This is a genomic window from Novosphingobium sp. 17-62-19 (genome assembly GCF_002256775.1).
Classification (GTDB): domain Bacteria; phylum Pseudomonadota; class Alphaproteobacteria; order Sphingomonadales; family Sphingomonadaceae; genus Novosphingobium.
In genome coordinates, this window is record NZ_NCII01000018.1 from 23,220 (window position 1) to 46,604 (window position 23,385).

A 23,385-nucleotide genomic window follows, 5' to 3' on the forward strand; every position below is an offset into this window, starting at 1 on the left:
TCTCATCCCTTCAAGCAGGTGAAAGTGGAGGTGTTGGTGCTGCGAATCTGCTGGCGCATCGTGTTGCGGGCATTGGCATCCGCGTTTGCCTGAACTTCTGCGGCGGTCGGGCTTGCGCTCATTGCCGGCAATGCTTCGTTGGCTGTTACCGCCGACGAGGCGCCATTCTGAGCGCCATCCCCACTCAGAATGAATTGAACGCCCGTTGCATACCCTGCATTGGTCCAGCAATTCGAGACGGCCCTGAGCGTGGCGTTACCGGTTACACCGCTGGAGCCGACGTCCACCAGCCCCCAGATAGGCGCAACGCCAAGGCCAACGGTCAGGTCGTTAAGGCCAACCTTGCCGGTACGCTGCACCTCAATCCCGCGCTGCATGGCTGTCGTCATGGTGATGTTGGTGTTGTACATGGTCAGGTGACCGTGGACGAGGATCGGGTAATTGTATTCCTTCGCCACGGTATAGCTGCCTGCGCGCCACACCATGTCGGCGCCCTCTTCGATGTAGACAGCAATGTTGCCGGTGGTGTTGCTGGCTCGCGCAGTTACGGCTGCACTTTCGAAAGCCGCCTGCGAGCCTGATTGAGCCAGCAAAGCATGACCTGCGAGGGTGGTATCGATGGTCAAGGTACCTCGGAAGGTCGCCTTTGCACCGGCATTGAGAACGATAGCCCACGTATTCTGACCGTCGACGACGTAAACATTCTCGGTGAGCAGGGTCGCGCCATTCTGGGCAAGAATGTTGCCCGAGTTGACGTTTTTCATCGTCAGCTTGCGACCGGCATCAGCGTAAATGTGCACAGCGGTCGAGACTGACAGGTTTCGAAGCTCGAGGTTGCCCGGCACGAGAATAAAGTTCCGCGTGCCGCTTGGATCGTTTTCGAACGAGATGTTGGTGCTGCCCGCGCCGTCGAGCACGAGGGTGCCGGAATTGCCCTTGTCGCCAAAGATGCTGCCGGTCCGATAATTCATGTACTGCGCGGGCAGAACGTAGTTGCCTGCAGCAAGCACGATGCGCATCGCCTGCGGGCTATTGGCGCGATAGTAGGTCATCGCGTTGTAGAGCGTCGTGGCATCGTTGGGGGCAAGGCCACGGCCTGTGCCGCTAGGCGATACGAAGAACACGACTTCACGCCCCGCCTGCTGACGCTGATCTTCGGTGGAGCTGGCACGGATGATTGCACGCACGTAAGCGTCCGGCGCCTCGAAACGGCGGGTCCCCGCGTTGAAACGTACCGAGGAACAGGTCGGTGTCGGCGAAGTCTTGGTGCGCGGCGCGATGAGATAGCCCATCAGGTTGCCGTTCTCGGCAACCTGGGCAAGCGCAGGCCGGCCGTCGGTCACATAGAGGCGTCCTGCGGGATCTGCCTGGGTGCGGATGGGGTAGGATGCACCGGCGCCCAGCGGGACAGCGCCTGCAGCGGTACCGCTTTCGCCGTCACCAAATGGGCAATAGACGATGCGCTGACCAAACGGAGTGGTTGCGAACATCGCGAGCTCAGCCGGAAGGCCATAGACACCGTCGACAGTCTGACCAGCAAGGAGGACCATGCGCCCCGAGCCTGAGGGCGAGCCGGCACGTGCGATCAGTGCTGCCACAGCTGCATCGAGCCGACGTGCAGTTTCGACACGTCCGACGCCATCGGTCGTGGCAGCGACAGTCTGGACGCCGTTGACGGCGATAAACGCGAAAACGCCGAGCGTTGCGATCGCGATGATGAACCAGGCAACCATGTCTGAAGAACCCCCTGCTGCGCCCAAGGCGCGCCCCGGATGACGATAGGAGATTCCGCAAGGCCCGTAAAGCGGAGACTGGGACATGAAAAGAGCCGCTGCGGAGGTCGCAGCGGCTCTGAATTGGTCATGTTGAAGACGATCGGACGTTCCGGCTATTTGCCGCACATTGACCAGCGAGGTGCGATGGCAAGGAATGCTGAATGTTCATCGTCCACATGCCCCCAGCCTTCGCAATAGGCACGCCATCCCTTGACGTTGTCACCATCATGATCAGGCTCGTCTGGGTACTCGACCTCGCCAAGCCAGCGACTTGCAAAGTCGGCTGTGCCCGACGCGTCCAGTTTGAAGGGCAGTGCCACCCGGTCCTTTACGGTGTCGAACTCGCTCCAGTAGAAGACCATTCGCGCGGGCTTGGGCTTGCGATACCATTCCAGCAGGTTCGCGTTGCGAGGGTCCTGAAGATACGAGGCTGGCCAGCGTTCGCCTGGTTGAGCATCTCGAACCGCGTAGGCGACAGCCTTTCGGTGCGAGCCAAACACAATGCCGAGCAGAGTCTTGAGCTGTTCAGGCGTGTCGCCTGACATGTCAAAATGCGCGAGATCCATTGTCGAGTCCTTTGCTTGCTCAGGCAGCGACGCTCAGGGGGTGGCCGCTCGCGTCTACCTGACGATCGCTTCTCTCATCGATGACGGCATGGCCTACTCCGCTGTCACGCTGACGCTGGATGTATTCGGTGGATGGCAGGAGGAAGTGCCGGGCTGTGCCGTGGGTTCGGCCACGACGATCGCGTCCATTGCGATATGCGGTCACGAAAGTGAAGCCGGGCTCGTCCTTGGAATGGATCGCACTGGTGACAATCCAGCGGCCCTTGTTGGTTGCATGGAATGCCCTGAGGCGGAGCACGGAAGAGAGTTCGACCGGTACGGCTTCTCCGAAGATTGCCTCCCATTCGTCGGGATAGGCGTCCATCAGCGTGCGACGCGCGCAAGCCTTCTCGTAATCGGTAAAGAGCTCAGGGAATGATACGGCAACGATCGCCCATTGCTGGTCTTCTTCGTAAAAGGCCACGTTTTGAAGATCGGCAGGGCGCGAACGCCATTCAGGATCGAGAATGTCCTCGATGGGACCGGCATAGCCATCGGCCTTGGTGCGCCACCTTGCGTCGATGAGCTCGTTCTGGTGATGCATGACGATAAAGCCGCCGTGTCCAGGCGTGCTGACGCTTGCGATACCGATCGCATACTTGCTGCCGTGATCGGGCCGACCCCAAGGCGAGGTCCACATGCGAAGATCGGATTGGGAGAGCGTCTGTCGGCCAAGCGCGCGCTGTTGCTGTAGATGCAGGGCATAGCCCTCAACGTCAGCGAGGAAGTCGTTCTCGTTCGCGGCATTGAGGCCACTTGCGAAAAAGTCCGAGCGCTTCAGCTCAGATGGATCCTTGGGGCTATAAGCGCTCTGGGTACGCAGACTGCCGTCTCGCATGGGCATCAGGGCGAAGACGAGATGCTCGACGCGCGCGGCAAGGTCGCCATCGGCGGTGCGGACAAGGTTGATCGCAGCGGCCATTTTCACACTCCGGTTCTAGGGAATAACGGGTTGATGCTTCAACCGCGCAAACCCATTTGGTTACGCTTGGGCAGTGACTTGCCGCAGCGCGATTTCGAGACAACGCTCATCCTCAGCCTTGCGGCTGTGCAGCTCGGCCCCGAAGGGCCGTCTGCCGGATCACGTTAGCGTCTCAAGGGCCCTGAACGGCCCTTGCCAGGATGTTCCTGGCCGCATTGTGGTCACGGTGCAGGTTTGCCCCGCACGAGCAGTTATGCTGCCGTGCGGTGAGCTTCTTGGGCACCTTGGTGCCACAGAAGCTGCAATCCTGGCTCGTGTTGCACGGGTCAACCATGCGGAGCTCGCCACCGGCTCTTTCAGCCTTGTAGCGTAGCATGGAGACCAAGCGTCCCGGCGCTGCATCGAGCAGCGACCGGTTGAGGCCGCTTTTGGCGGCCACGTTCGTGCCCGGTTCTGCCAAGGTTCCCTTGGCGGACCGGCTGAGGTTCTTCAGCTGGAGGTCCTCGACAGCGATGACCTCAAAGCGCCGGACGATGTTGGCGCTCACCTGGTGCAGGTGTGTGGTGCGAGCATTTCCGATCCGCTGATGAATCCGAGCGAGCTTACGCCGCACCTGCTGGCGGCGGTGTGAGGTTCGCTTGCAGCGCGCCAAAGCACGCTGAGCAATGCGAAGCTGACGTTCGCGCTGCGATCTCGGCCGGGCATTGGCGAAGACTTCGCCGTTGCTCAGCGTGGCGAGGTTTTCGACGCCGACGTCAATACCAATCGAAGATCCCGTGTTGGGGTGCCACTCGGTCACCGGAGTATCAATGACCAGCGTGACGTACCACGCACGATCGTAGCGCGTGAATTGCGCAGACTTGATCTTCGCACCGTCCGGGATCGGTCGGTGGAGGTTTATGCGAAGTGCGCCGTCGATGCCTTTGAAGCGAAGTTTGTCCGCTTTCAGTGTGATTCCGGAGAATTCGGCAAAACCAAACGAGCGCCAGCGAGACTTGGCACGGTAGCGGGGGAATCCAGCCGCCTTGCCCGCCTTCATACGCTGAAACAGACCACTGAAGGCAGCGTCGACGCCCTTCAGTGTCCAACGTCCCATGTTAGGGGGCACGTCTCCAACATCAGGAATATCGGCATGGCGGATCTCCGTCAGCGATTTGCACTGATCCATATAGCTGATCGGCGCGCCGCGGAGCGTTGTGAAATCCCCAGGGATGAGTTTGCCGTTCTCCATACGAGAGGCGATCGGCTTGTCGCGCCCCTTAAGTGAGGCATTTCTCTTAGCGACTTTGTAACTTTCAATGCGCTCCTGCAGAGCGGCATTGTAAAGTTGCCTTTGACCCTCGCACAGCTTTGCCAGGCGGGCGTATTGGGCCCGCGTCGGCTTCAGCTTGTAGCGATAGGTAACCAACACGGTTTCTTACTTTCGATGAGTCCCAAGGACCATCAACCTCTTATTCCCGAGAACCCACACTCTTCAGGGGTAACCGCAATCACGGCATTCCCCCAAGAAACGTTCAGCTATCAGTCGAAAGGGTTCTGGTCGGCGTAGCGCTCGTCCACGAACTTGATGTTGTTCGTGAAGGCATCGATGTCCTTCTGCGCGAGGTTGCGCAGGATGGTGTCGATCTTGGCCTGCATTTGTTCAAGGCTGTCGTTGAGAATGAAGCTTGCCGACTTGCCGGTCTTGCGAAAGATCTCAGACCGGTGCGCCTCCGGAATATCGATGTAGCTCTTCACCAGCTTGGGCAGATGCTGATCGCGCATCTGATCGATGTCGATCCGCGAGAAGCCTGGCATATCTTCGCGCGCAAGAGCAGCCTCGACCTCATGGAGGCACGCCTGGATCCGGCGAATCCTGTCCTTGGCACTCGCCGGGATGCGGCTGTCCTCGTAGTCAACTTGGACAGGCGGGATGGCTGGTGCCGCCGGCACAGGTGGCAGGACTTGCGGTGTCTCGCCGCGCAAGGCCTTGCCAATGCGGGCGATGAAGCTGTTGCTGCTCATTTCGCTTCTGCCCCCATTTCTTCGTCCATCATCAGACCGGTTTCGGCCTCGTATTACCTGATCTGGCGCCAGAACAAAATCGGCGCGTGGCGGTCCGCGGAAGCGACGAATCCAGACCACCCGCACTGCCGAAAGAACGAGCAGGATGCACAGGATGGTCCAGAACATCGCTCAGTTCGCCGTCAGGAGGAAATCGCCGCCGGTCGACTGGCTGCTGCCTTGCGCCCGCGCGATGTATCCTTGTGCCTTCTCGGTTTCGGCCGAGAGGGTGTTGATGGTGGTCTTCATCGAATCCAGGGCCTTCAGCTTAAAGGTGTCGACTGCGTCCATGGTCGCGTAGATGTTCTGGAAGGCACGCTGCAGCACCTCGACCTGGATCGTGGCCGATGAGGCCTGTTCATGGATCGCAGCCGTCTGGGTACGGAGCAGATTGCCGGTGGATTCGATCATGTTGGCGGTCGTCGTATTGAGGGCCGTGATCTGGTTCAACACCAGCCGCTGATTGTTGAGAGCCTGAGCCACGGTGACCGCAGTCCGCAGGGCGGCAATGGTCGTGGTGGTGGCGCGGTCCACACCCTTGATCAGCTCGACGTTGTTCTTCTTGATCAGGTCGAGCGCAAGGTAGCCCTGTACTGAGACGGCCATCTGGGTGAGCAGATCGGTCTGACGCTGACGAACATAGAACAGCGCGTTCTCGCGCAGGGCACGGGCCTTGGCCGGGTCGTAGCTGTCGAGCTCTGCCGTCTTCTCTTCAAGCTTGGCATCGAGCGTCTTGGTGATCACGATCATTTGCTCGAGCTTGCCCATCAGCTCCCAGATCTTCCCGCGCTCAGTCTCGATCGCGATGTTGTCCTGGAGCAGCTCGTCCTTGCCCCTCACGAGGCTGGTGATGATGGCCTGGATATGGGTCTGGGCCGAGGCGTAGCGGTCGAAGTACGCCCTGATCTTGCTGCCGAAAGGAATGAAGCCCAGGAGCTTGCGGGGCTTCAGGAGATCTCCCTGGCGGCCGGGGTCCAGTCCATCGATGACGGTGCGCAGGTCGAGCAAGGCTTTGCCCACGCCGCCTTCATCACCCATGGCCTTGGTCGGCTTGTCGAGGAAACGGTTCGATGCGCTCGACAGCGCCACGATTTCCTTCTGGCCGATGCTGGAGATCTGGCCAGATACCTTGCCAAATTCCGGGCTCTGGGTGTCGTGCTTGAGGAGGTCGGCAACGTAGGCGTCAACCTTGCCATGGAGCTGCGAGCGGACTTCATTGGAAACGGGAACGAGACCGGCCGCCTGCTCGGCTGGAATGGCGGCGACGGGATCGGGAGCGGTCAGGGTTAGCTCAGACATAGCAAGCCTTTGGCAGAATGGGGGAAGGTAAGACGCGGGCGCACTGCATGCAATCTGTCACTGGCACCGCGCTCGAGATTGTCAGGCGACCCGGATCGCCGAGACGACATCACTTTCATCGACACCGAAAGTCTGTGCCCGGGCAATCACGTTGCCAGCCCACCGGCGATGCGTTGCAGGCTCGCACATGCTACCCTGCGATCCGAACACGGCGCGGGCGTCAGCCTCAAGTATCGCCTGGGCTTCATGCAACTCGCAGGCGGTAGGCTGATAGCAGCCATGGATCACGCTGATCTGGCATGGATGGATGGCGGTCTTGGTCAGCAGACCATGCTCGATATCCTGCTCGACTTCCTCGCGCAGCAGGTCGAGCGAGGCGTAGTGCTCGAAGACCGGCGCCGCGACGGCAAAGCCGGCTGGGATAAAGGTTGCAGCCATGTCGCGGATCACCGCGCCCAACGGGCCATCATAGGCAGTGCGGTGCTTGGAGCGCCGCACGCCAAGGATGTTTAGGATGTCGTTTCCGCCGATGCGGATCGCGGTAACCCGCTCCCGGAAGGGCAGGAGCTGCTTGCACAGTTGTTCGAGCGCTGCACGATCGAAGGCTTCAGCGCCCTCGATCGTTGGCATGAAGGCATGGTTGGTACCGACCATGATCGACAACCAGTGCGCGATGTTGCTCGATTCCACCTTGGGCAGGACGAATCCGTCAACAGCCTCGATGCCGGGCAAGCCCATCATCCAGGCAAGCATGCTCACATCGCGCGGCCGTACGTAGATCGCAAGGGCGGGCGAAATGGTATTGAGGGTCAGCAGGAACGAGGCAAAGCGTGCTTGCGCCGCTTCAACCTCGTCGTCCCGGATCGAGTCTTCGAGGCAGACCACGATCGAGCGCAACTCGGGATTGCTCCCGAGGCAGATCTCGATGAGGTTGGGGCGCAGCACCGGAATGTACAGGGTGGCGCCAAGAGCAATTGCGTTCATTCCTGTGCGCCTCCGAGCTTCTTGATGATGGCGACGGCGCGATAGGTCGACAGGTCGCGTTGAACGATGGGTACGCCGGCGGCGCGGGCGAGGAAGATCATGTGCTGCACCTCGGGATCATCGAGGTCGGCGAGGTAAAGCTTGTCGGGCACGCGGCGCAGGATGGCGCGGGTGGCTTCGGCAACGCCTGGCTTGATCCGGTTGACGTCGTCTATGCCATCGTCGGCCATGATCGATGCGAGCAGAGCCTGGCAGTTCTGCCGAGCTGCTGTGACATGCTGCTGGTGAAGCCCAGCCGGACGGTTTGGATTCACCGGCGCTGCCTCGATGTCCGCGATGAAAGCGGCGCTCATGTCATGCGCACGGTGCTCTTCCATGAAGTTGCAGGCATGAAAGTCATCCGGGCCGACCAGCTCGTCATTGAGCACCGAACGGCTGATGAGACCGGACACGATGCCGTTGAGGAGGCCGCTCGGGATGACATAGTCCTCGGTGGTGGCGGCAAGATCGGCACAGCCAGCGGGATCAGCGACGACGGCAAGGAAAGGCTTGAAGCCGAGGTCGTTGTCTTCGAGCGAGGCGACAAGCTGTCTGGTGATCGCACCCTTGCCAGTCCAGCCGTCGACGAAGATCGAGGTCTCGACGCCATGGCGGGCCTTGATGAAGCGTAAGGCATTCTCGTCGATGCCGCGGTCGCGGATGATCGAGATCGAGTAGTGATGGGCGATAACGCCGATCCGCTCGAGCGCACGCTTGAGCAACACGCCGATCGGCGTGCCAGCACGAGCAAGCGAGATGACGACACATTCGCGCGACGTTTCAGGACGGGCTGCAATGGCGCTGGCCAGCTGCTCGATATCGGTCCGCAGGTTGGAAGCGTTGCGTTCCAGCGCTTCGCGATAGAGCTTCAGGTAGCGCGCATCGGGCACCTTTTCGGCGCTGAGCATTTCGGAGTAGTGACGCTTGCCCGACTGGATGAGCGCTTCCTTCTGATCGACAGAAATCGGCGCGATTGCTGCAGGCTTGAGCAGGATCTGGACATCGCCCGGATCGTAGCTCCCGGAGAAGGGCGCAGCGTGAATATCGTTGGACATCAGCACCAGACGTTCTCCAGCTTCATCTTGGTCCACAGCTGCGAAGTGGTCGGGGTCATGGCGTAATCGCAAAGGTCCATGAAACCGACATCGGAATGGCTGTCGCCGATGCCGATCACGAGGAGATCGTCGTCGCTCGCGCGGGCGTTTTCGATCAGGTACTGGGCAGCATCGCGCTTGTTCAGCCAGGGTGGCAGGAACGCAAGGTTGTTGCCGTTGCGATGCGTTCGCCAGCCTTCAGGCAGCATCGCATTGAGGGTGGGTTCGACGTCCACGAGGATGTCGCCTTCATCGATGTTGCTCTTGACCACCAGATAGAGGTCGAGATCGCCTTCCTGGACAAGCCAGTGGCGATACTCATCCCCTGACACGACAGGACTGATATGGGCATAGACATCGGCAGGCGCGACACCGCGGCGCGAGTGCTCATGCAGGAGCGCATGCCAGTCGGCATCGACATCACCGTGGGCAGCAACGATGCAGCCGCCGTTCGAGCAGATGGCAGGGCTCTGTCCGATATTGACGCGGGCAAGGACATCACGGCTGCGGGCGGTCACGGGAACGACCTTGCCCTGCTCAAGCCAGTCAAGCAGGCGTTGTTGGCGGCGCGTGGCAAAGCCACTTTCCTTGCCATCGGCAAGGTAGCTCATGGTCTCGAGCCCCTTGGCCTGCGGCGGACACTTACGCGCCGTCTGGAAGAGGGTGTCGTCAAGGTCTGTCAGGATCAGCATTGCGTTGTCAGGCCTTCATTTCTTTTGATCACGGAAACACGAAGAGGTTCACCAATCCTGTCTCCGATTGCCGATCGAACATGTGTGTCGATCACTTTGCACACTGGCGCAGTACGTCGTTCTGCGACCAGCAGCCTGGTGCATGTTCCCGCCAATACTCCCGGATCGCCAGCTGCTCGTCGCTGGAGATGTAACGGGAATAGCGTGGCCAGCCAAAGGCATCGCGATCCTGCTCGGCAAGGGTCACGATCTCTCTGGCGCGCTGGCGGCTCAGAGGGCGATGCTTCTCGTTGATCGACGAGATGCGTCGTCCCTGAAAGCGCTGTGCCGGAGAGCGCTCGTAGCTGTCGTTTGCAGCTGTCATGACGGACACTTCAGGCAGCGCGAGAATAGCGGCAGAGCGTCAGCTCAACCTGCAACGATGCACCAAGCTTGGCGAGGGCGGCGTGTGCGTCATGAACCTGTCCCGCTTCGATCTCGGCTGCAATGATCACACGGTAGGGATCATGCTCGAGCATGTTGTAGAGGAAGGTAGGGGCTGTCGAGCCGTACGCGTCCTTGAACTCCGAACGGGTGCGCATGGCGTGCCCGACAATGGCCGGGGTCCGCGTGATGCTCTGCACCGCAGCGATGCCGCCCTGGGCCTCCACTTCTTCCGCAATGCGCAGAGCTTCGTAGGAATGCTCCCCGTCGCCGAGCACGAGGACGCGATAGCCCGGCTGGCATTCGACAGGAGGGCGAATGGCCGCCTCAGGCTGCCACAGGCCGCAGCGGCTGCGCATGCCGGTTTCGGGGGCATTGCCAGCGCCATTCGAGCCTGCAGCCAGCTGCGGGGCGACAGCATCAGGGTTGGGCTCCCAGGTCATGCTACCTGACAGGACCGAGTGGGCGTGTGCCGGCCGAGGCATCCCGGCGAGATACTTGCCGCCGCTCCAGTCGGTGATGCAGCAGGTATCGACTTGCTCGATGTTGGGCATAAGCCCAAGCATGCCCTCGGCGGCAGAAATGAAGGTATTGCCGGTGCTACATTCGTCGTCGACAACGATGAGCGTGCGTGCCTTGGCGATGAAATCGAGCATGGCTGGATCTTCGACCTGCACAAGATGCGAGGTCGCGTGGCTATGGCCTTCCTCGAAGGTCGCGATTGGCGTCAGGCCAGCAACCTTCTGCCGGGATGTCTGCAGGTAGAGACAGGCAACATCCGGGTTACGAGCCTGATAAGCCGCAAAGACGCCTTGGCCCAGGGCTGTGGCTGTCTCGGCCATACCGAGGAATACGACCGGCTGCGGCACTTCGGCGCTGATCGAAGCGGCCAGCGCATCCATAGCCGCGCGCATGGCCGCTGGCCGCGCCGGGATGTGCCGGCCCAGCACCTTGGAAACGATCAGAAAGCCGCGCTTGGGATTGGCGCGCGCGGCAAAGGCGCAGAGCTCGTCGATATCCGGACCATGTTCGATGGTCAGATTGAGGGTGCCGGTTGGCAGCACAACTTGCTTGTGCCGGGGCTTGGTGCTGATCGTTGCGTCAATCACTGAATTTCATCTTTCCATGCCATGGGTTCACCCACGGCGACTGCAGCTTCATATGTTCCGGCGTCACGTCCGCTGCAGGCAGAGCCTCAGGTGAGAGGCTTCTGCACGAGCAACATTCCCCGCGCGTTGGTGTCGATGTTGGCACCAAGGTGGCGCAACAGGTTATGCGGATCTATCGCATGGATTTGCGATACGTCCACCGTCCCCCAGGCATCGCGCGTCACCGAGACAGTGGCAACATACTCGTCCGAAAGACGTCCTGTTGAACCAGTTCTCTGGGTGTATGCTGACAGCGCAACCGTATGGACCGCGCTGGAAGCTGCGAAGCTATGTCCGATAAGACGGGCAATAGCAGAGCAGACGTGGTCAAGATAGAGGCAAGCCAAGTCCTTCTGGCTCATGGGCTTTTCGACGAGTTCCATCTTGGAGATCAACGCGCTCCAGCGCGTTGCCGGCATCTCCTCGATCTCGGGAAGATCGACATCGAGAAGCAGACGTCCATTGGCCACGTCGAGCGCAATATTCGTCTCGGCCGGCCAGTCCAAGGCACCCAGAGCTTGCAGGACCGCATCGGCGATGGCTGCATCGTCAGGGCCTGAATTGGCTTGGTCAGCCCGCCACTTCATCAGCGCTTCCATGTATTCGCTGTGCGATGGGAAGTGGTGGGACTGTGGCTTACCGGCATTGCTTGCCTGTGCAGGTGCAACCGAGCGAGGGATGTCGTGATGGAGCCGGCGCAAGGCATCGAGCGCGTCATTGCGAGCTGTGGCATTGTCTTCGAGGAGACCGCGAATAAGGTCCTTCATCTGCGACTTCACGTTTGCGAGATGCGCCGGATGGATGGGATCGCCGCCGCCATCGACAAGCTCGATACCATTGCCAACCAGCCTTGCCTGTGCCGACGCTGGCATGGGCGGCAAGCTGGGGGCTTGCTCACGGTATTCGTCGTTGCGCGATCGCGAAAGCCCGCTGGGCTTGTCGAGGCGCTCACGCCAGCTGAGGCCACTGCCGGGGATGCCGACATTGCCATAGATGCCATTCTTGCCGACGGTCACCGAGGCACCGCGCGGACCCGCGCTCATCGAGACACCCGACTTGGACAGGTTTAAGCGCAGGCCGGGGAAGAGGGTGATGCGCTTCTGGAATCGGAAACCCATGATCGGTCCTGCCTATGAAAGTACGGTGATGCTGACGACGGAATCGCGCAGCCGGTTGACGACTTCACGGCGATTGGTGTCATGCAATGGCGGGTGGTTGGGCAGGTGCATGCCGGCAGCAGCGACCAGCTCGTAAACGAGGCTGGCCTTGATCCCGAAGTTGACGTTCTCCGAGATGCTGCCACGCTCGCGCAAGTTGCGATGGGCAAGCGATGCCGAAGTGATGCCAACAACATTGCCGGCATCGTCAACGATTGCACCGCCTGAAGAGCCCGAGCCGATCGGCGCGGTGAACTGGAAGCGCGAGACATCGCCCATGCCGCCGGTGAGACCCGAAACGTTGCCGGTCGTAACCTTGAGATCACCGCCCAGGAGATCCATCAGCGGGAAGCCTGAAGCCATGACGCTCTCGCCAAGCCAAAGCGGCGAGGTCAGACGAAGCGGGAGGGGCTGACCTTGAACGGGGCCTTGCAGGAGCGCGAGGTCGTGGAACTCATCTATGGCCAGCGCCGTGACATACTGCCGGGTCCGACTAAGCAGGAAGCTGCTGCCATCCTCGATGACGTGGGCATTGGTCACGATCAGGTTCGCCCCGATGATCACGCCGCTGCCCGTACCAAGAGTACTGCCCGATGGCCTGCTGTCGCGATGATCTGGCGCAGGTGGCGCGTCACGACCGGCGCTGCGGCGGCCGCGATGCGGAATGGCGATCGAAGAGAAGTTGCGCGCGCGGACATAGGCATCGATGCCGAAGGTGTAGCCTTCACTTGAAACCTTCATCCGCAATGTTCCATCGCGGGTGTAGATCTCCCCGATGATCACTGCAGCAAGTTGCTCGCCAGGCGTCGGAAGCACGTAGTGATCCGAGCCGATCTGCATGCTTGCCGGATAGGCGGAATTGGTGAAGCCGCCTTGGGTGTCGTCGGTGACGTAGGCAATGAGGTCGGCTTGTCCCCCCAATCCATTGAGCGACTGAAGGACCCATTGTCCGTGACCAACCTGGTCGAAGGCGACGGTGTGCCCCTGTGGCGTGATCGCCGCCACAGCCAGCCGGTCAGCATCGCGACCATCGAAGCGGATCGTGATCGCCTGTCCTTGTGGCAGGGGGAAACGCTGACCTGGCTGGAGTTCGCTCATGGCGTGGGCATCTCCGACATCTTCGTGATGGAGGAAGTGGTCTTGATCTTGAAGTCGAGGTCCGGCCGCGAGATTGTGTCTGGCGTCAGGCGGCCGCTCAGCAGGCCGCCCCAGTCCGCGAGCAGGCCGGTGCCGAATTCCTCGCCGTAAACCGAGCCACCCGCCGGACGCGCATTGATCTCAAGCGCCTTCCAGCTGCCATCCTTGGCCTTGCGGAACTGGACATTGATCACGCCATGCAGGCCGAAGCGTGCGACCAGATTGCGGGCCTGAGCTTCGAGAGGGTGATAGGTCTGCAAGCGTTGGTATGCGGCCTCCTTGGTTCGGGCGACATACTTCAGGATTATGCCATGGTCGCACAATACGTCGAACGACACCTCGGGTCCCGGCAAGTACTCCATGAGCACGAACGGGGCGAGTGGACGGACGGCTTCCTCGGCTCGCAGCGCGGCAAGGAACAGGTCCTGGTGCATCGCACGCGCATCTGGATTGATGACGTGCGAGAGGGGCGACTTGTTCGTCAGGCGCCAGAAGCCGTGGCCGTTGACGCCGTTGCGCGGCTTTACGCAAGGCGATGCATCGTCGAGCAGCGTAGCAAATAGCGGCAGGGTTGCTTCGAGATCGGCTGCACTGCCGATATTGACCGTCTTGAGGTGGAAGTCCTCGCCAGCAATGGCGTTGGCGAAGGCAAACTTGTCCTCGAGGAGTTCGAGGGTGTCGATGTCGGCCGGAAAGTGGACCGCGCAGGGCAACTCGGCGCTGGCGAGGAGTTTGCGCCGCCGCGTCGGGATGAGCAGATCGATCTCGTTCTCCTCGATCTGCTTACGCACCCATGCGACGTAGGCCTCGTCATCGAGTGTGGGCTCGGCCCAGGTCTCCTGCGCGCCTGCATAGACGGGCATGTTCTCGCCCACGCTGATAACGACCTCCAGTGTGGGGTCGGCCGCCATCATGGCCTTGGCGATAGGAGCAAGGGAAAAGCCGCGATTGAACCAGATGCGCATTGGGTATCCTGAACGAGAATGAGAAAGGCTGCGCTCAGCGTGCCGGGAGGATGCCCTTGGCGCGCGCGGCTTTGAGCCAGGCCGGGAATTCGGAGAGAAGGCGGTCGTAGAGTTCCTCGTCGCTGATCTTGGCAAGATCGGTGACAGCGAAAAAGCCCGCGTTATCGACGACGCGGCCGGGCAGCGTATCGAGGTTGCGCAGCATGCCGAAGTTGTTGTTGCCGATGCCGACGAACTGCCAGAAGATCGGACGGTGCGCGGCATTGGTGATGATGCGGGCGATATCCTTGCTCGGCGCAAAGCCACCGTCGGTCAGGAAAATGACCAGGAGCGGCGTGGTGCGCTTTGCCGGCTCATCGTCGAGGAGCGCGTTGAGAATGACGATCTCGTTGTTCACGCCGCCGATGGTGACCTCACCGCGGCGGTCGATCGATGCACAGGAGTGCTTCTGCACGCCGCTGACGGCCTTCATCGGCCCCGGAAGAGTCCGGGGAATGTAGCCCTCGTAGTTCTTCGCAGTGAGGTCTTCGGTACGCGCACAGCCCGAGGCATAGAACCAGGTCGGCATGATGCCGTCGTCGTCGAGGCGCAGGCTGACCGGCACAATGCGCTCCACGGTCTCCTGCACGGTTCCGCTGCTGTAGAGCCGGCTCATCGAGCCAGTCGCGTCAATCACGAAGAGGACCTCGGCCTTTTCGTGCTCGATGCCGAGCTTCTTGAGGGAGACTCCGACCTTCTGCTTGCGCAAGTCGACCTTGCTCAACGAGACAGGCGGCGGCGCAGCGGCGGACGGAGCTGCTGCAGGGGCTTCTGCGACCTCGCCACCCAGGTGACGGATCAGATTGGCGAGGCCACCTGTGAAGCCCTGAACGACCACGCCCAAGCGCCATGCGCCGTTGTGACGATAGAGGTCGAGCAGCATCACGGCCTTCTCATCGCTCAAGGTGGCGAGAGGCGTGATCGTGGCAACGCCTGCAAAATCGACGCTAAGTTCGCGCGCTTGCTTGAGTGCCATGGTGTCATGGCTGGCAACGAGCGAGATGCGATCGACCGAAGCTGGCACGCGGTCGAGGTCGACCGAGATGACGGTTGCGCCGGCGGCGCGCCGGTAGGAGATTGCGCCTTCGGGGCTGCGCTCGTTGCTGAAAAGGATGGTGTAGCGATCATCGGCGATCTTGCGTTCGGTATTGAGGCCAAAGGCAACGATATCGATGTCGTCAGGAGCATGGCGAACGGTGACGTCGATCTGACGGCTGGAGGTGAGATCTGCGACGGCACGCTTTTCGCCGGGTGACATTGTGGACACTGGGATGCTCCTGAGAACAAAAAAACATGGGCCGGCGACCGCTGCTGCGGTGCCGACCCACTAGGCAAAAAGCGGTTTAGACGTTGACGCCCATGGCGCCGGCAAGGCCTGCGAGGCCAGATGCCCAACCCTCGCCAATCGCCTTGACCTTTACGTCGCCGTTCGCGCGGTAGAGCTCGACGAAGACCATGGCAGCATTGGTGCTGCTGTCTTCGCTGAGGTCGAAGCGGGCAAGTTCCTTGCCATCGGCATCGTTGATCACGCGCGCGTATGCGTTCGAGACCATGCCGAAGTTCTGGCCGCGGACCTGGCCGTCGTGGATCGTCACGGCGATCACGACCTTCTTCACGGTGTCGGGCAGTTTGGCGAAATCAATTTTAATGGTTTCGTCATCACCGTCGCCAACACCAGTGAGGTTGTCGCCACCATGAGATACGGCACCTTCTGGCGAAGCCTTGTTGTTGTAGAACACGAAGTGCGTGTCCGACAGGGCCTTCTCGTCCTGGCCGAGAACAAAGGCAGAGGCATCGAGGTCGAAGGCCTGCCCATCGGTCTTGCGGGCGTCCCAGCCCAGGCCGACGGTGACCGAGGAAATGCCGGGCGCTTCCTTGCTGAGATTGACGTTACCGCCTTTGACAAGCGAGACTGCCATTGATCAGGTATCCTTATGTGTGGCGTGGGGCCAATGCAGGCCTCCGCAGGTTTACAAGCTAGTGCCCCGCATGGCTGTCCCATCGACAACCTATGCGGGGCATCATCGCCAACTTATGGGGTCAAAAATCAGCCGATATTGACACCGTAATTGATCGCAAGGGGGCCAAGACCGCCCTTGTAGCCCTGACCGACAGCGCGGAACTTGAATTCCGAACCATGGCGATAGACTTCACCGAGGATCATCGCGGTTTCGACCGACGCGTCTTCGGAAAGGTCGTAGCGGACGATCTCCTTGCCGGTCTTCTCGTTGACCAGACGGATGTAGGCATTCTGGACCTGGCCAAACGACTGGCGGCGCTGCTCGCCTTCGTGGATGGTCACGACGATCGCGACCTTGTCGATATCGGTCGGCAGCTTCGACAGGGTAATTCTGATCTGCTCGTCATCACCGTCACCGGCACCAGTGCGATTGTCGCCCTGATGGGCGACGGCGCCGCCGGCAACGCTCAGCTCACCATAGAAGCAGAAATCCTTGTCATTGCGAACCTTGCCGCCAGCGTTCAGCAGGAAGGCCGATGCGTCGAGGTCGAAGTCCTGGCCGTCGGTCGAGCGAGCGTCCCAGCCGAGACCGACCATGATCTCGTCGAGGCCCGGATCTTCCTTGGACAGCGAGACGTTGCCGCCCTTCGAGAGTGAGATTGCCATGGGATTTATCCTTTCCATGTTTGGCAGTGGCGGTTGATGGTTGCCGCCGGCGCTCCCGCCGAGAACGCCTGCGAATTCAGATGATGGGATGGCGGCAGAACAGGCTCTGCCGCCGCTCCGCTTCAGGTGGTGCGAACGCCCGGAACGACCTCGCCGGTCGGCAGGATGGCGTCAGCTTCGCCCTCTTCCTCGTATTCGTGCGGGAAGAGCTTCTTGTGACGGATCGAGGCCCACAGCGAGAGGCCGATGATCAGCGCGCCCACAAGGCCGGTGACGACTTCGGGCGTATGGACGCGAATGCTGATCAGCATGATCACGGCCAGCGCGACGATGGCGTAGAATGCGCCCGGCTCAAGGAAGCGGAACTCGCTGAGGTGGCCACCCTTCACCAGCGCGACGGTCATCGAGCGGACGAACATGGCGCCGATGCCGAGGCCAAGAGCGATGAGCAGGATGTCGTTGGTGATGGCAAAGGCACCGATCACGCCGTCGAACGAGAACGAGGCATCGAGGAATTCGAGGTAGACGAAGGACGCAGCGCCCGAGCGAACGACCTTGCCGGTGGTCGCGTCTTCCTCGCCGCCCATGAAGTCGCCGAACTTCTGCACGAGGAAGTAGACAGCAACACCCGAGAAGCCCGCGATCAGGAAGGTGCGCTGTTCGGCTGCGTCGAGCATGAACGAGAGCCCACCGATGATGGCTGCGGTCGCAAGGTAGGGAGCGAACGGAATCTTGGCGAATGCAGCCAGCGGCTTCTCGATGAAGCCGATCCAATGGTGCTCTCGATCTTCATCGAAGAAGAAGCTGAGGCCCACGAGCATCAGGAAGGCGCCGCCGAAGCCCGAGATGCCGATGTGGGCACCGGTGACGATCTCTTCGTAGAGCTTGTGATCTGTAATCGCGATGCGCGTTGCTTCCCACGGAGTGACCATGGCAGCGAACGAGACGATCAGGATCGGGAAGACGATGCGCATGCCGAAGACGGCGATGAGAATGCCCCAGGTGAGGAAGCGGCGCTGCCACTTCTCGTCCATGTCCTTGAGGATCGAGGCGTTGACGACGGCATTGTCGAGGCTGAGCGAGGTCTCCATCACGCCGAGCACGCCGGCGAGGAAGACCATCGAGAGGGCTGGGCCCAAAAGGCCGGTCTCGGTGTATCCGAGAACGCCTGCGAGGATGAGGCAAACGATCGTGAAGACGATCGAGCCGCGGAAGGCTTGCATGAGGCTATTTCCTATTTTCAGAAGCGTACCGGAACACGGACGATTCCCCCGTTAATCCTTGGTCGCCGAGCGCCAGTTGAAATAATATCCGAGGGATTCAGCGAACGGCTGCTGACTGTCGAAATACTGCATGTACCGCTCCATCTTGAGTTCACCATTTCGGTTCTCGATGGTGGCGATGCCGCAGAGACGCTTGTCGTTGCGCCCTTCATTCATACGCACTTCGATTTCCGGTTGGCCGGGAATGTTCATGCGGACGACGCCGTCGGTCTGCGTCCAGTTGGGCACGCCGTCATAGATCAGCGCGAAGACAGCAAGGCGCTCGAACTCGTCGAAATACTTGCCGTTGATCCGAATCGTCTCGCCAGCGGCGACTGCACCGGTGCGATCGTCACCTGAAAGCTCGATCCATGGATAGTTGTGGAAGGAACCAAAGGTGTTGCCCAGTGCCTGGACAATACCCCCGCTGCCGTCCTTCATCTCGAAGATCACACCAAGATCGAGGTCGATCTTCTTGGGGCCGCCACCGAAGAAACCTCGCTTGCCGGTATCCTGGTTCCAGTTGAGATTGAGGACAATCTCACCGAAGGTCGAGCCCTGCTTCTTGAGGCTGACGGTGGAGTTCGACTTCTCGAGCGAGATCTTGCGCAGCGAAACCGGCGGCGCGCTTGGCGGCGGCGGAGGAGGCGGTGGTGCAGGAGTAGGCCGCGGGGGAGCCGGTGGTGCCGGAATGACGGGAGGAGCAACAGGTGCAGGGGGAGGGTTGGTGTCGCCAACCTCGCCACCAAAGTGCGTCACAAGCGCAGCCAGGCCACCGTTGAAGCCGGCGCCGACGGTGCCGAGGCGCCAGCCGCTCGAATGGCGGTAGAATTCGACGAGCATGACGGCCTTCTCGCCCGAGAGGTACTGGGCGACGTCGAAGACGGCCTTGCCGCCGTCGATGCTGACGATCAGCGGGCGCGAGTTCGCTACCGGCTGGCTGTCATGCGTGGCAGTTAGCACGATGCGATCAATGCTTGCCGGTAGACGATCTAGCTCGAGGTTGAAGGTCGCGCTGTCTGAGTAGGCATTGAGCCTGATGGCCCCTTCCGGACTGTTCAGATTGCTGAACAACACGACGTAGCGATCATCGCCGATCTTCTTGTCGGCGTTGAGACCAAAGGCCGCGATGTCGATGCCATCGAGGCCGAAGTCGATCTTGACCGCGCACGCTGTGCCGATGCCAAGATCAGACAGCCCGCGTTTTTCGCCGCGTTGTAGCTGCATGGAGTTCCCCTGTTTCACATTGAAGAAGCCGGACCTTCGGAAAGGTCCGGCTTCAAGATACGCCGATCAGATGACGCGCTGGGCGTCGCCTACGAGGTTCTTCACGGTCTTGCCGTTGGTGCGATGGCCGATGGCCTTGAACGACCAGTCGCCACCGTTGCGGCTGAGGCAAGCGAGGATAAGGCCGGTGTGCGGCCCGCTGTCCGAGATCGGGAAGCGGGCCAGCTCGCGGCCGCCGTTGTCGACGACGCGGCCATAGGCATTCTCGACCTTGTCGAAGGTCTGACCACGGAAGCTGTTCACGGTGAGCACGACGTGCTCGACCTGGCGCGGCAGGCGGTCGAGATTGACGGCGATCGATTCATCATCGCCATCGCCTTCACCGGTCAGGTTGTCGCCGCTGTGGCGCACCGAGCCATCGTGGCTCTGCAGCTGGCCGAACCAGATCGTGTCGATCTCGTTCTTGCCAGCATCGAGGAGAAGTGCCGAGGCGTCCAGATCGATGCTGTCGCTGCCGCCGAAGACCTTGCCGAGGAAGCCCTTGGGCTTGGCGACATCCCAGCCCACGCCAAGGGTGATGCTGGAAAGGCCATTGGGCGCCTGCTTGGCGAGGCTGACGCTCTGGTTCTTGGTCAGTGAGATGGACATAGTCATCCTTTTTGGTCGAAAAATCGAAGATCAGTGAAAAGCGATAGCCGAGAATCTCGTCGAAGCCTGCGATGAATAGAGATGCAGATCTAAACGATTTCCTTCTTTCTCCTCACCTTGCGAAGTTCTTCACAAAGAATTTTTCGAGGGGTCGCCTCAAAAATTAAACGTTAAATCAACAATCTGGTGGGTGGGTATGCCATTCTAGGCAGAACAGCGGACAGGGCAGCCCTTCCATTGCAATGGTTTGCACTTATGGACATGCGGTAATGTCTGATCGGCCGGACCCCTCACCTGTTATTCTGCGGCCAAAGTCTCAGAATTGTGACAGACTTTCAAGCCCATGGCCGCAGCAAACTCTTTGACAGAGTTGCATGGATCCAAGGTCGAGGAATGTGATGCAGCGCACATTGCGGATGTGCGCTAGCAACCGAAACGGACATAAAATGGAAACGTGCGTTTTCCCGATCACGCCTTGTTCAAGCGCGAGGCAACCAGGGTCGAGATCACGTTGGGTATGAAGTCCTCCGTGAAGAGGTCTTCGCGTTCCTGTTCACGACGGTTCCGGCCCTTGCCGATAGCAAGGCCGGAGAGCATCGCTATCACGGCATCGAATGCGCTGGGGAGTGCCTCGACGGCTTCTGCCGGCCGAGGCTCGCTCGTTGCCGCCTTCTCAGCTTGTGCTTCGGATGATTGCCTGGTCAGCCCATAGTGACCACCCAGCGCGAACACGACGTGCCTACGAGCCAGAGATCGCAACACTGCACGGATATGCGAACGGGACTCGTGATGGTCGGCAAAGCCACCCTCTGCATCGGTGAGGGAGAGCACTTCAAAACGATCGCGGAATTGGGCGCTGGCCTTCCATGCTTGCAGAAGGCTCTCAATTTCCTTGAGGCTTAAGGTTTACCTTTCCGTGTTGTCACGAAGAAACTTCAGCATCTCCACCGCAACTTCCTGCCGCCTGGTTAAAGCTGCTGCATCGGTGGAAGGATTTGCTGATGCTTCAACGGCTTGCGCAACTGAAGCTGGAGTGTCAGCCGCAGCTTCGGCTTCGCCACCCGGATTGGGATGCTTCCGTGCCTCAGATGCTTGGGCGCGGGCATCAATCGCGCCCGCAACGCGGTCGAGATAGGCTTTGGCCAGAACCGCGCCTGCGTCTCCAAACTGGCGGGTAAAGTGAGCCTTGACGATCTCGTGAACCGAAGGTTGTGGAGCAACCGTCGGATCGAGGCTGATGGCAACAGGGCAGCAAAGGATTTCGGATGCAAACATGAGTTTAGCCTTGAAGAGAGGGGAGGGCTGGTGCGTCAGGCCTTGCTGTCGATGGACCATGCGCCCGGGCCATTCGCTGCCAGGGTCAGGAAGGCAAAGCAGAACAGCAGCGCAGTTTCGCCACCGTTTGCTATCGGCCAGAAACCATGGACGGCGTGCGCCATGAAATAGGCAAACGCCATCTCGCCGGCGAGGATGAGCGCTACAGGGCGGGCAAGAAGACCGACCAGCAACATCAGCCCGCCAACAACCTCGATAGCCCCGGCAATGCCCAGCAGGCTGCTGACTTCTATTTTCCCAGCCGCGTGGCGGACCGGCCAGGCAAAGAGCTTGGACGTTCCGTGGCAGATGAAGAGTGCGGCGGACATGATGCGCAGAGCCCCAAGGGACTCTTTGATATAGCGTTCGGTCATACGGACATACTAGGCTGTTGCAGCGAACATGTCATGCGCTCATCGCAGGTTCAATCGTTGGGAACGAGGTCGAACCGTCGCAGCAGGACCGAAAGCTTTTCCTTGTCACCCAGCACCCAGGCAGCAGTGGCTTCCCGCCGGAAGGTCACGTAGCCGCCTGCGACCCGCTTGGCCTCCATCGTAAAGCGCGAAGGATCGAGCAGGCCAAACGTCTCCTCATCCACAAGATGAGGGTATGTCGGGTCATATACGATCCCGGAATGCTGCCCCAATTCTGCGGCTGCAGCGACAACTGCGTGCAGCGTTGCCAGCGGCATCTGGTCGTTTCCGCCGATGGCTGCACAGACACCGAAGCCGGCGCCGCTCGCGTGCCATTCCATCACATGCTGTGGGACTGTCTCGCCGCGCAGGAGTGGCTCTACCGCAAGCGTCCAGGTGAGGTGGCTTCCTGCATGATGAGCATGAGCCAAGGCCTTGCCACGGCCAAGGCTGGGCATGTCCGTGCGCATCATCAGGTAGCAGTATGTTTCGGCCATTTTCGTCTCGCCATGTAGTGATTTGCAATATTGTGCCAAATCCCCACACCAAGCTTCACTGGAATGGGCGATGCTCATCGATACGATCGAGCCAGGCATCGACATCGAGTACCGTCAGGTATCCCCCGGGATAACAGGCTGCAGTATCGAACCAGGTCCGATTGTTGTGAGCAAACGGCCGCGTTACTGTCGAATGACCGTGGAATACGTGATCTATCCCGCTAACCTGGCAGGTGTAGGCTACAGGCTTGCCCTTTGCCTTGTGGGCTGCTTCCAGAAGATCCGTGATCGTGTTGCGCGACCAAAGGTTGAGACGCTTCGCCTCAATGTGCAGTGCAGCTGTGGGATCCTTGAGCGCAGCAATGTGTTTGCGCCAGTCGCGCCAGCAATCTGCATGCGCAAATCCGACATTGCGCCCTGCCGGCGTCGTGACAGTCAGCGCCAAGGGACCGCGCGAGAGCTGGCGGGCAAGCTCAGTTTGGCGTTCAGGCGCAAGTGTCAGAAACCAGCCGCCGCCATGTTCCGCGATAAGATCTGCTGATAAGTCTCCATCGAGGTAGCATTGCGCCAGTATGTCGTGATTGCCGACGCAGCGGTAGATACCGGGTCGTTCCAGCCATTGCACAACAGCTTCACTGGCTGGCCCGCGGTCGACAAGATCGCCGTTGATGATGAGTGCATCAAGGCGCTCTTCAAAGCCGATCCCCTCGAGGGCCTCGACGAGCTTCTCGTGCTCGCCATGAACGTCGGTCACGGCGAGCACGCGGCGATGCGCGCTAAGGTCGAGTTTCAGATGTGGAGTGAACATCTGAAAGCTCACGCGGCAGGCGGCTGCGGCGCCGACATATCGATGCCCAACTCACTCGACAGTTCCTTCAGGACATCGTTCGCGTTGTAATAGGCGACGACAATCCATCTGTCGCCGCGCTGCTGACAGTTGGCAATTTGCCCGCTGGGCCCATGCCGCCCGAATAGCCGTACAGACCTTCCCGTCGGACATTTGTCGCGAGGTGTGGTTAGGCAGACTGTCGGGAATTCACCATGGAACCGCCCGTCCTTGAATGCAGCGATGCTGT

Annotated in this window: 26 protein-coding genes; all 26 read right to left on the reverse strand. The window is 60.4% G+C overall.

Features of this window, described 5'->3' with window-relative positions; all coding sequences use genetic code 11:
- Positions 1-2: 2 nt before the first annotated feature.
- A complete protein-coding gene (locus B7X90_RS04920) occupies positions 3-1,733 on the reverse strand; it encodes a hypothetical protein (RefSeq protein WP_292622291.1) in 1,731 nt (576 codons plus the stop codon).
- A 155-nt stretch (positions 1,734-1,888) separates the two neighbouring features.
- A complete protein-coding gene (locus B7X90_RS04925; RefSeq protein ID WP_292622292.1) occupies positions 1,889-2,341 on the reverse strand; it encodes a hypothetical protein in 453 nt (150 codons plus the stop codon).
- 19 nt (positions 2,342-2,360) lie between these two features.
- Positions 2,361-3,302: a hypothetical protein gene (locus tag B7X90_RS04930; RefSeq protein ID WP_292622293.1), complete on the reverse strand. Its 942-nt coding sequence runs from the start codon at positions 3,300-3,302 to the stop codon at positions 2,361-2,363.
- A gap of 172 nt (positions 3,303-3,474) precedes the next feature.
- The gene (locus B7X90_RS04935) at positions 3,475-4,710 is read right to left on the reverse strand and encodes a transposase (RefSeq protein WP_292622294.1); all 1,236 of its coding nucleotides are present in this window, start codon (positions 4,708-4,710) and stop codon (positions 3,475-3,477) included.
- A gap of 113 nt (positions 4,711-4,823) precedes the next feature.
- Positions 4,824-5,306 carry a hypothetical protein gene (locus B7X90_RS04940; protein WP_292622295.1) on the reverse strand — a complete coding sequence of 161 codons (483 nt, stop codon included), beginning with the start codon at positions 5,304-5,306 and terminating at the stop codon, positions 4,824-4,826.
- Between the two features lie 171 nt (positions 5,307-5,477).
- On the reverse strand, positions 5,478-6,644 hold the full coding sequence (locus B7X90_RS04945) for a toxic anion resistance protein (RefSeq protein ID WP_292622296.1): 1,167 nt from the start codon (positions 6,642-6,644) through the stop codon (positions 5,478-5,480).
- 81 nt (positions 6,645-6,725) lie between these two features.
- Positions 6,726-7,628: an HpcH/HpaI aldolase/citrate lyase family protein gene (locus B7X90_RS04950; protein ID WP_292622297.1), complete on the reverse strand. Its 903-nt coding sequence runs from the start codon at positions 7,626-7,628 to the stop codon at positions 6,726-6,728.
- Positions 7,625-8,722, reverse strand: coding sequence for a cysteine protease StiP family protein (locus B7X90_RS04955; RefSeq protein WP_292622298.1), 1,098 nt, complete (start codon positions 8,720-8,722; stop codon positions 7,625-7,627). Before B7X90_RS04955 ends, B7X90_RS04950 begins: the two co-directional genes overlap by 4 nt.
- A complete protein-coding gene (locus B7X90_RS04960; RefSeq protein WP_292622299.1) occupies positions 8,722-9,453 on the reverse strand; it encodes a sucrose-6-phosphate hydrolase in 732 nt (243 codons plus the stop codon). Before B7X90_RS04960 ends, B7X90_RS04955 begins: the two co-directional genes overlap by 1 nt.
- Positions 9,454-9,544: 91 nt before the next feature.
- The gene (locus B7X90_RS04965; protein ID WP_292622300.1) at positions 9,545-9,817 is read right to left on the reverse strand and encodes a hypothetical protein; all 273 of its coding nucleotides are present in this window, start codon (positions 9,815-9,817) and stop codon (positions 9,545-9,547) included.
- A gap of 10 nt (positions 9,818-9,827) precedes the next feature.
- Positions 9,828-10,985 (reverse strand): phosphoribosyltransferase domain-containing protein, encoded by a 1,158-nt coding sequence (locus B7X90_RS04970; protein ID WP_292622301.1) that lies wholly within the window; start codon positions 10,983-10,985, stop codon positions 9,828-9,830.
- A gap of 86 nt (positions 10,986-11,071) precedes the next feature.
- Positions 11,072-12,142, reverse strand: a complete 1,071-nt coding sequence (locus B7X90_RS04975; protein ID WP_292622302.1) for a DUF4236 domain-containing protein — start codon at positions 12,140-12,142, stop codon at positions 11,072-11,074.
- A 12-nt stretch (positions 12,143-12,154) separates the two neighbouring features.
- Positions 12,155-13,279, reverse strand: a complete 1,125-nt coding sequence (locus B7X90_RS04980; protein WP_292622303.1) for a serine protease — start codon at positions 13,277-13,279, stop codon at positions 12,155-12,157.
- Positions 13,276-14,283: an ATP-grasp domain-containing protein gene (locus tag B7X90_RS04985; protein ID WP_292622304.1), complete on the reverse strand. Its 1,008-nt coding sequence runs from the start codon at positions 14,281-14,283 to the stop codon at positions 13,276-13,278. The genes B7X90_RS04980 and B7X90_RS04985 overlap by 4 nt, the downstream gene beginning before the upstream one ends.
- A gap of 34 nt (positions 14,284-14,317) precedes the next feature.
- Positions 14,318-15,580, reverse strand: coding sequence for a VWA domain-containing protein (locus B7X90_RS04990; protein WP_292622317.1), 1,263 nt, complete (start codon positions 15,578-15,580; stop codon positions 14,318-14,320).
- Between the two features lie 85 nt (positions 15,581-15,665).
- Positions 15,666-16,241: a TerD family protein gene (locus tag B7X90_RS04995; protein WP_292622305.1), complete on the reverse strand. Its 576-nt coding sequence runs from the start codon at positions 16,239-16,241 to the stop codon at positions 15,666-15,668.
- 128 nt (positions 16,242-16,369) lie between these two features.
- Entirely contained in the window at positions 16,370-16,948 is a 579-nt protein-coding gene (locus tag B7X90_RS05000) for a TerD family protein (RefSeq protein ID WP_292622306.1), read from the reverse strand.
- A gap of 122 nt (positions 16,949-17,070) precedes the next feature.
- On the reverse strand, positions 17,071-18,171 hold the full coding sequence (locus B7X90_RS05005) for a DUF475 domain-containing protein (RefSeq protein ID WP_292622307.1): 1,101 nt from the start codon (positions 18,169-18,171) through the stop codon (positions 17,071-17,073).
- 51 nt (positions 18,172-18,222) lie between these two features.
- On the reverse strand, positions 18,223-19,455 hold the full coding sequence (locus B7X90_RS05010) for a TerD family protein (protein WP_292622308.1): 1,233 nt from the start codon (positions 19,453-19,455) through the stop codon (positions 18,223-18,225).
- A gap of 48 nt (positions 19,456-19,503) precedes the next feature.
- Positions 19,504-20,085 (reverse strand): TerD family protein, encoded by a 582-nt coding sequence (locus B7X90_RS05015; protein WP_292622309.1) that lies wholly within the window; start codon positions 20,083-20,085, stop codon positions 19,504-19,506.
- A 468-nt stretch (positions 20,086-20,553) separates the two neighbouring features.
- Positions 20,554-20,916 (reverse strand): hypothetical protein, encoded by a 363-nt coding sequence (locus B7X90_RS05020; protein WP_292622310.1) that lies wholly within the window; start codon positions 20,914-20,916, stop codon positions 20,554-20,556.
- Positions 20,917-20,991: 75 nt separating this feature from the next.
- Positions 20,992-21,360 carry a hypothetical protein gene (locus B7X90_RS05025; RefSeq protein WP_292622311.1) on the reverse strand — a complete coding sequence of 123 codons (369 nt, stop codon included), beginning with the start codon at positions 21,358-21,360 and terminating at the stop codon, positions 20,992-20,994.
- A gap of 35 nt (positions 21,361-21,395) precedes the next feature.
- Positions 21,396-21,773 (reverse strand): DoxX family protein, encoded by a 378-nt coding sequence (locus B7X90_RS05030; protein ID WP_292622312.1) that lies wholly within the window; start codon positions 21,771-21,773, stop codon positions 21,396-21,398.
- Between the two features lie 50 nt (positions 21,774-21,823).
- On the reverse strand, positions 21,824-22,309 hold the full coding sequence (locus B7X90_RS05035; protein WP_292622313.1) for a hypothetical protein: 486 nt from the start codon (positions 22,307-22,309) through the stop codon (positions 21,824-21,826).
- A gap of 55 nt (positions 22,310-22,364) precedes the next feature.
- A complete protein-coding gene (locus B7X90_RS05040; protein ID WP_292622314.1) occupies positions 22,365-23,129 on the reverse strand; it encodes a metallophosphoesterase in 765 nt (254 codons plus the stop codon).
- A partial coding sequence (locus B7X90_RS05045) for a hypothetical protein (RefSeq protein WP_292622316.1) occupies positions 23,126-23,385 on the reverse strand: 260 nt, incomplete at its 5' end. The genes B7X90_RS05045 and B7X90_RS05040, both read right to left, overlap by 4 nt.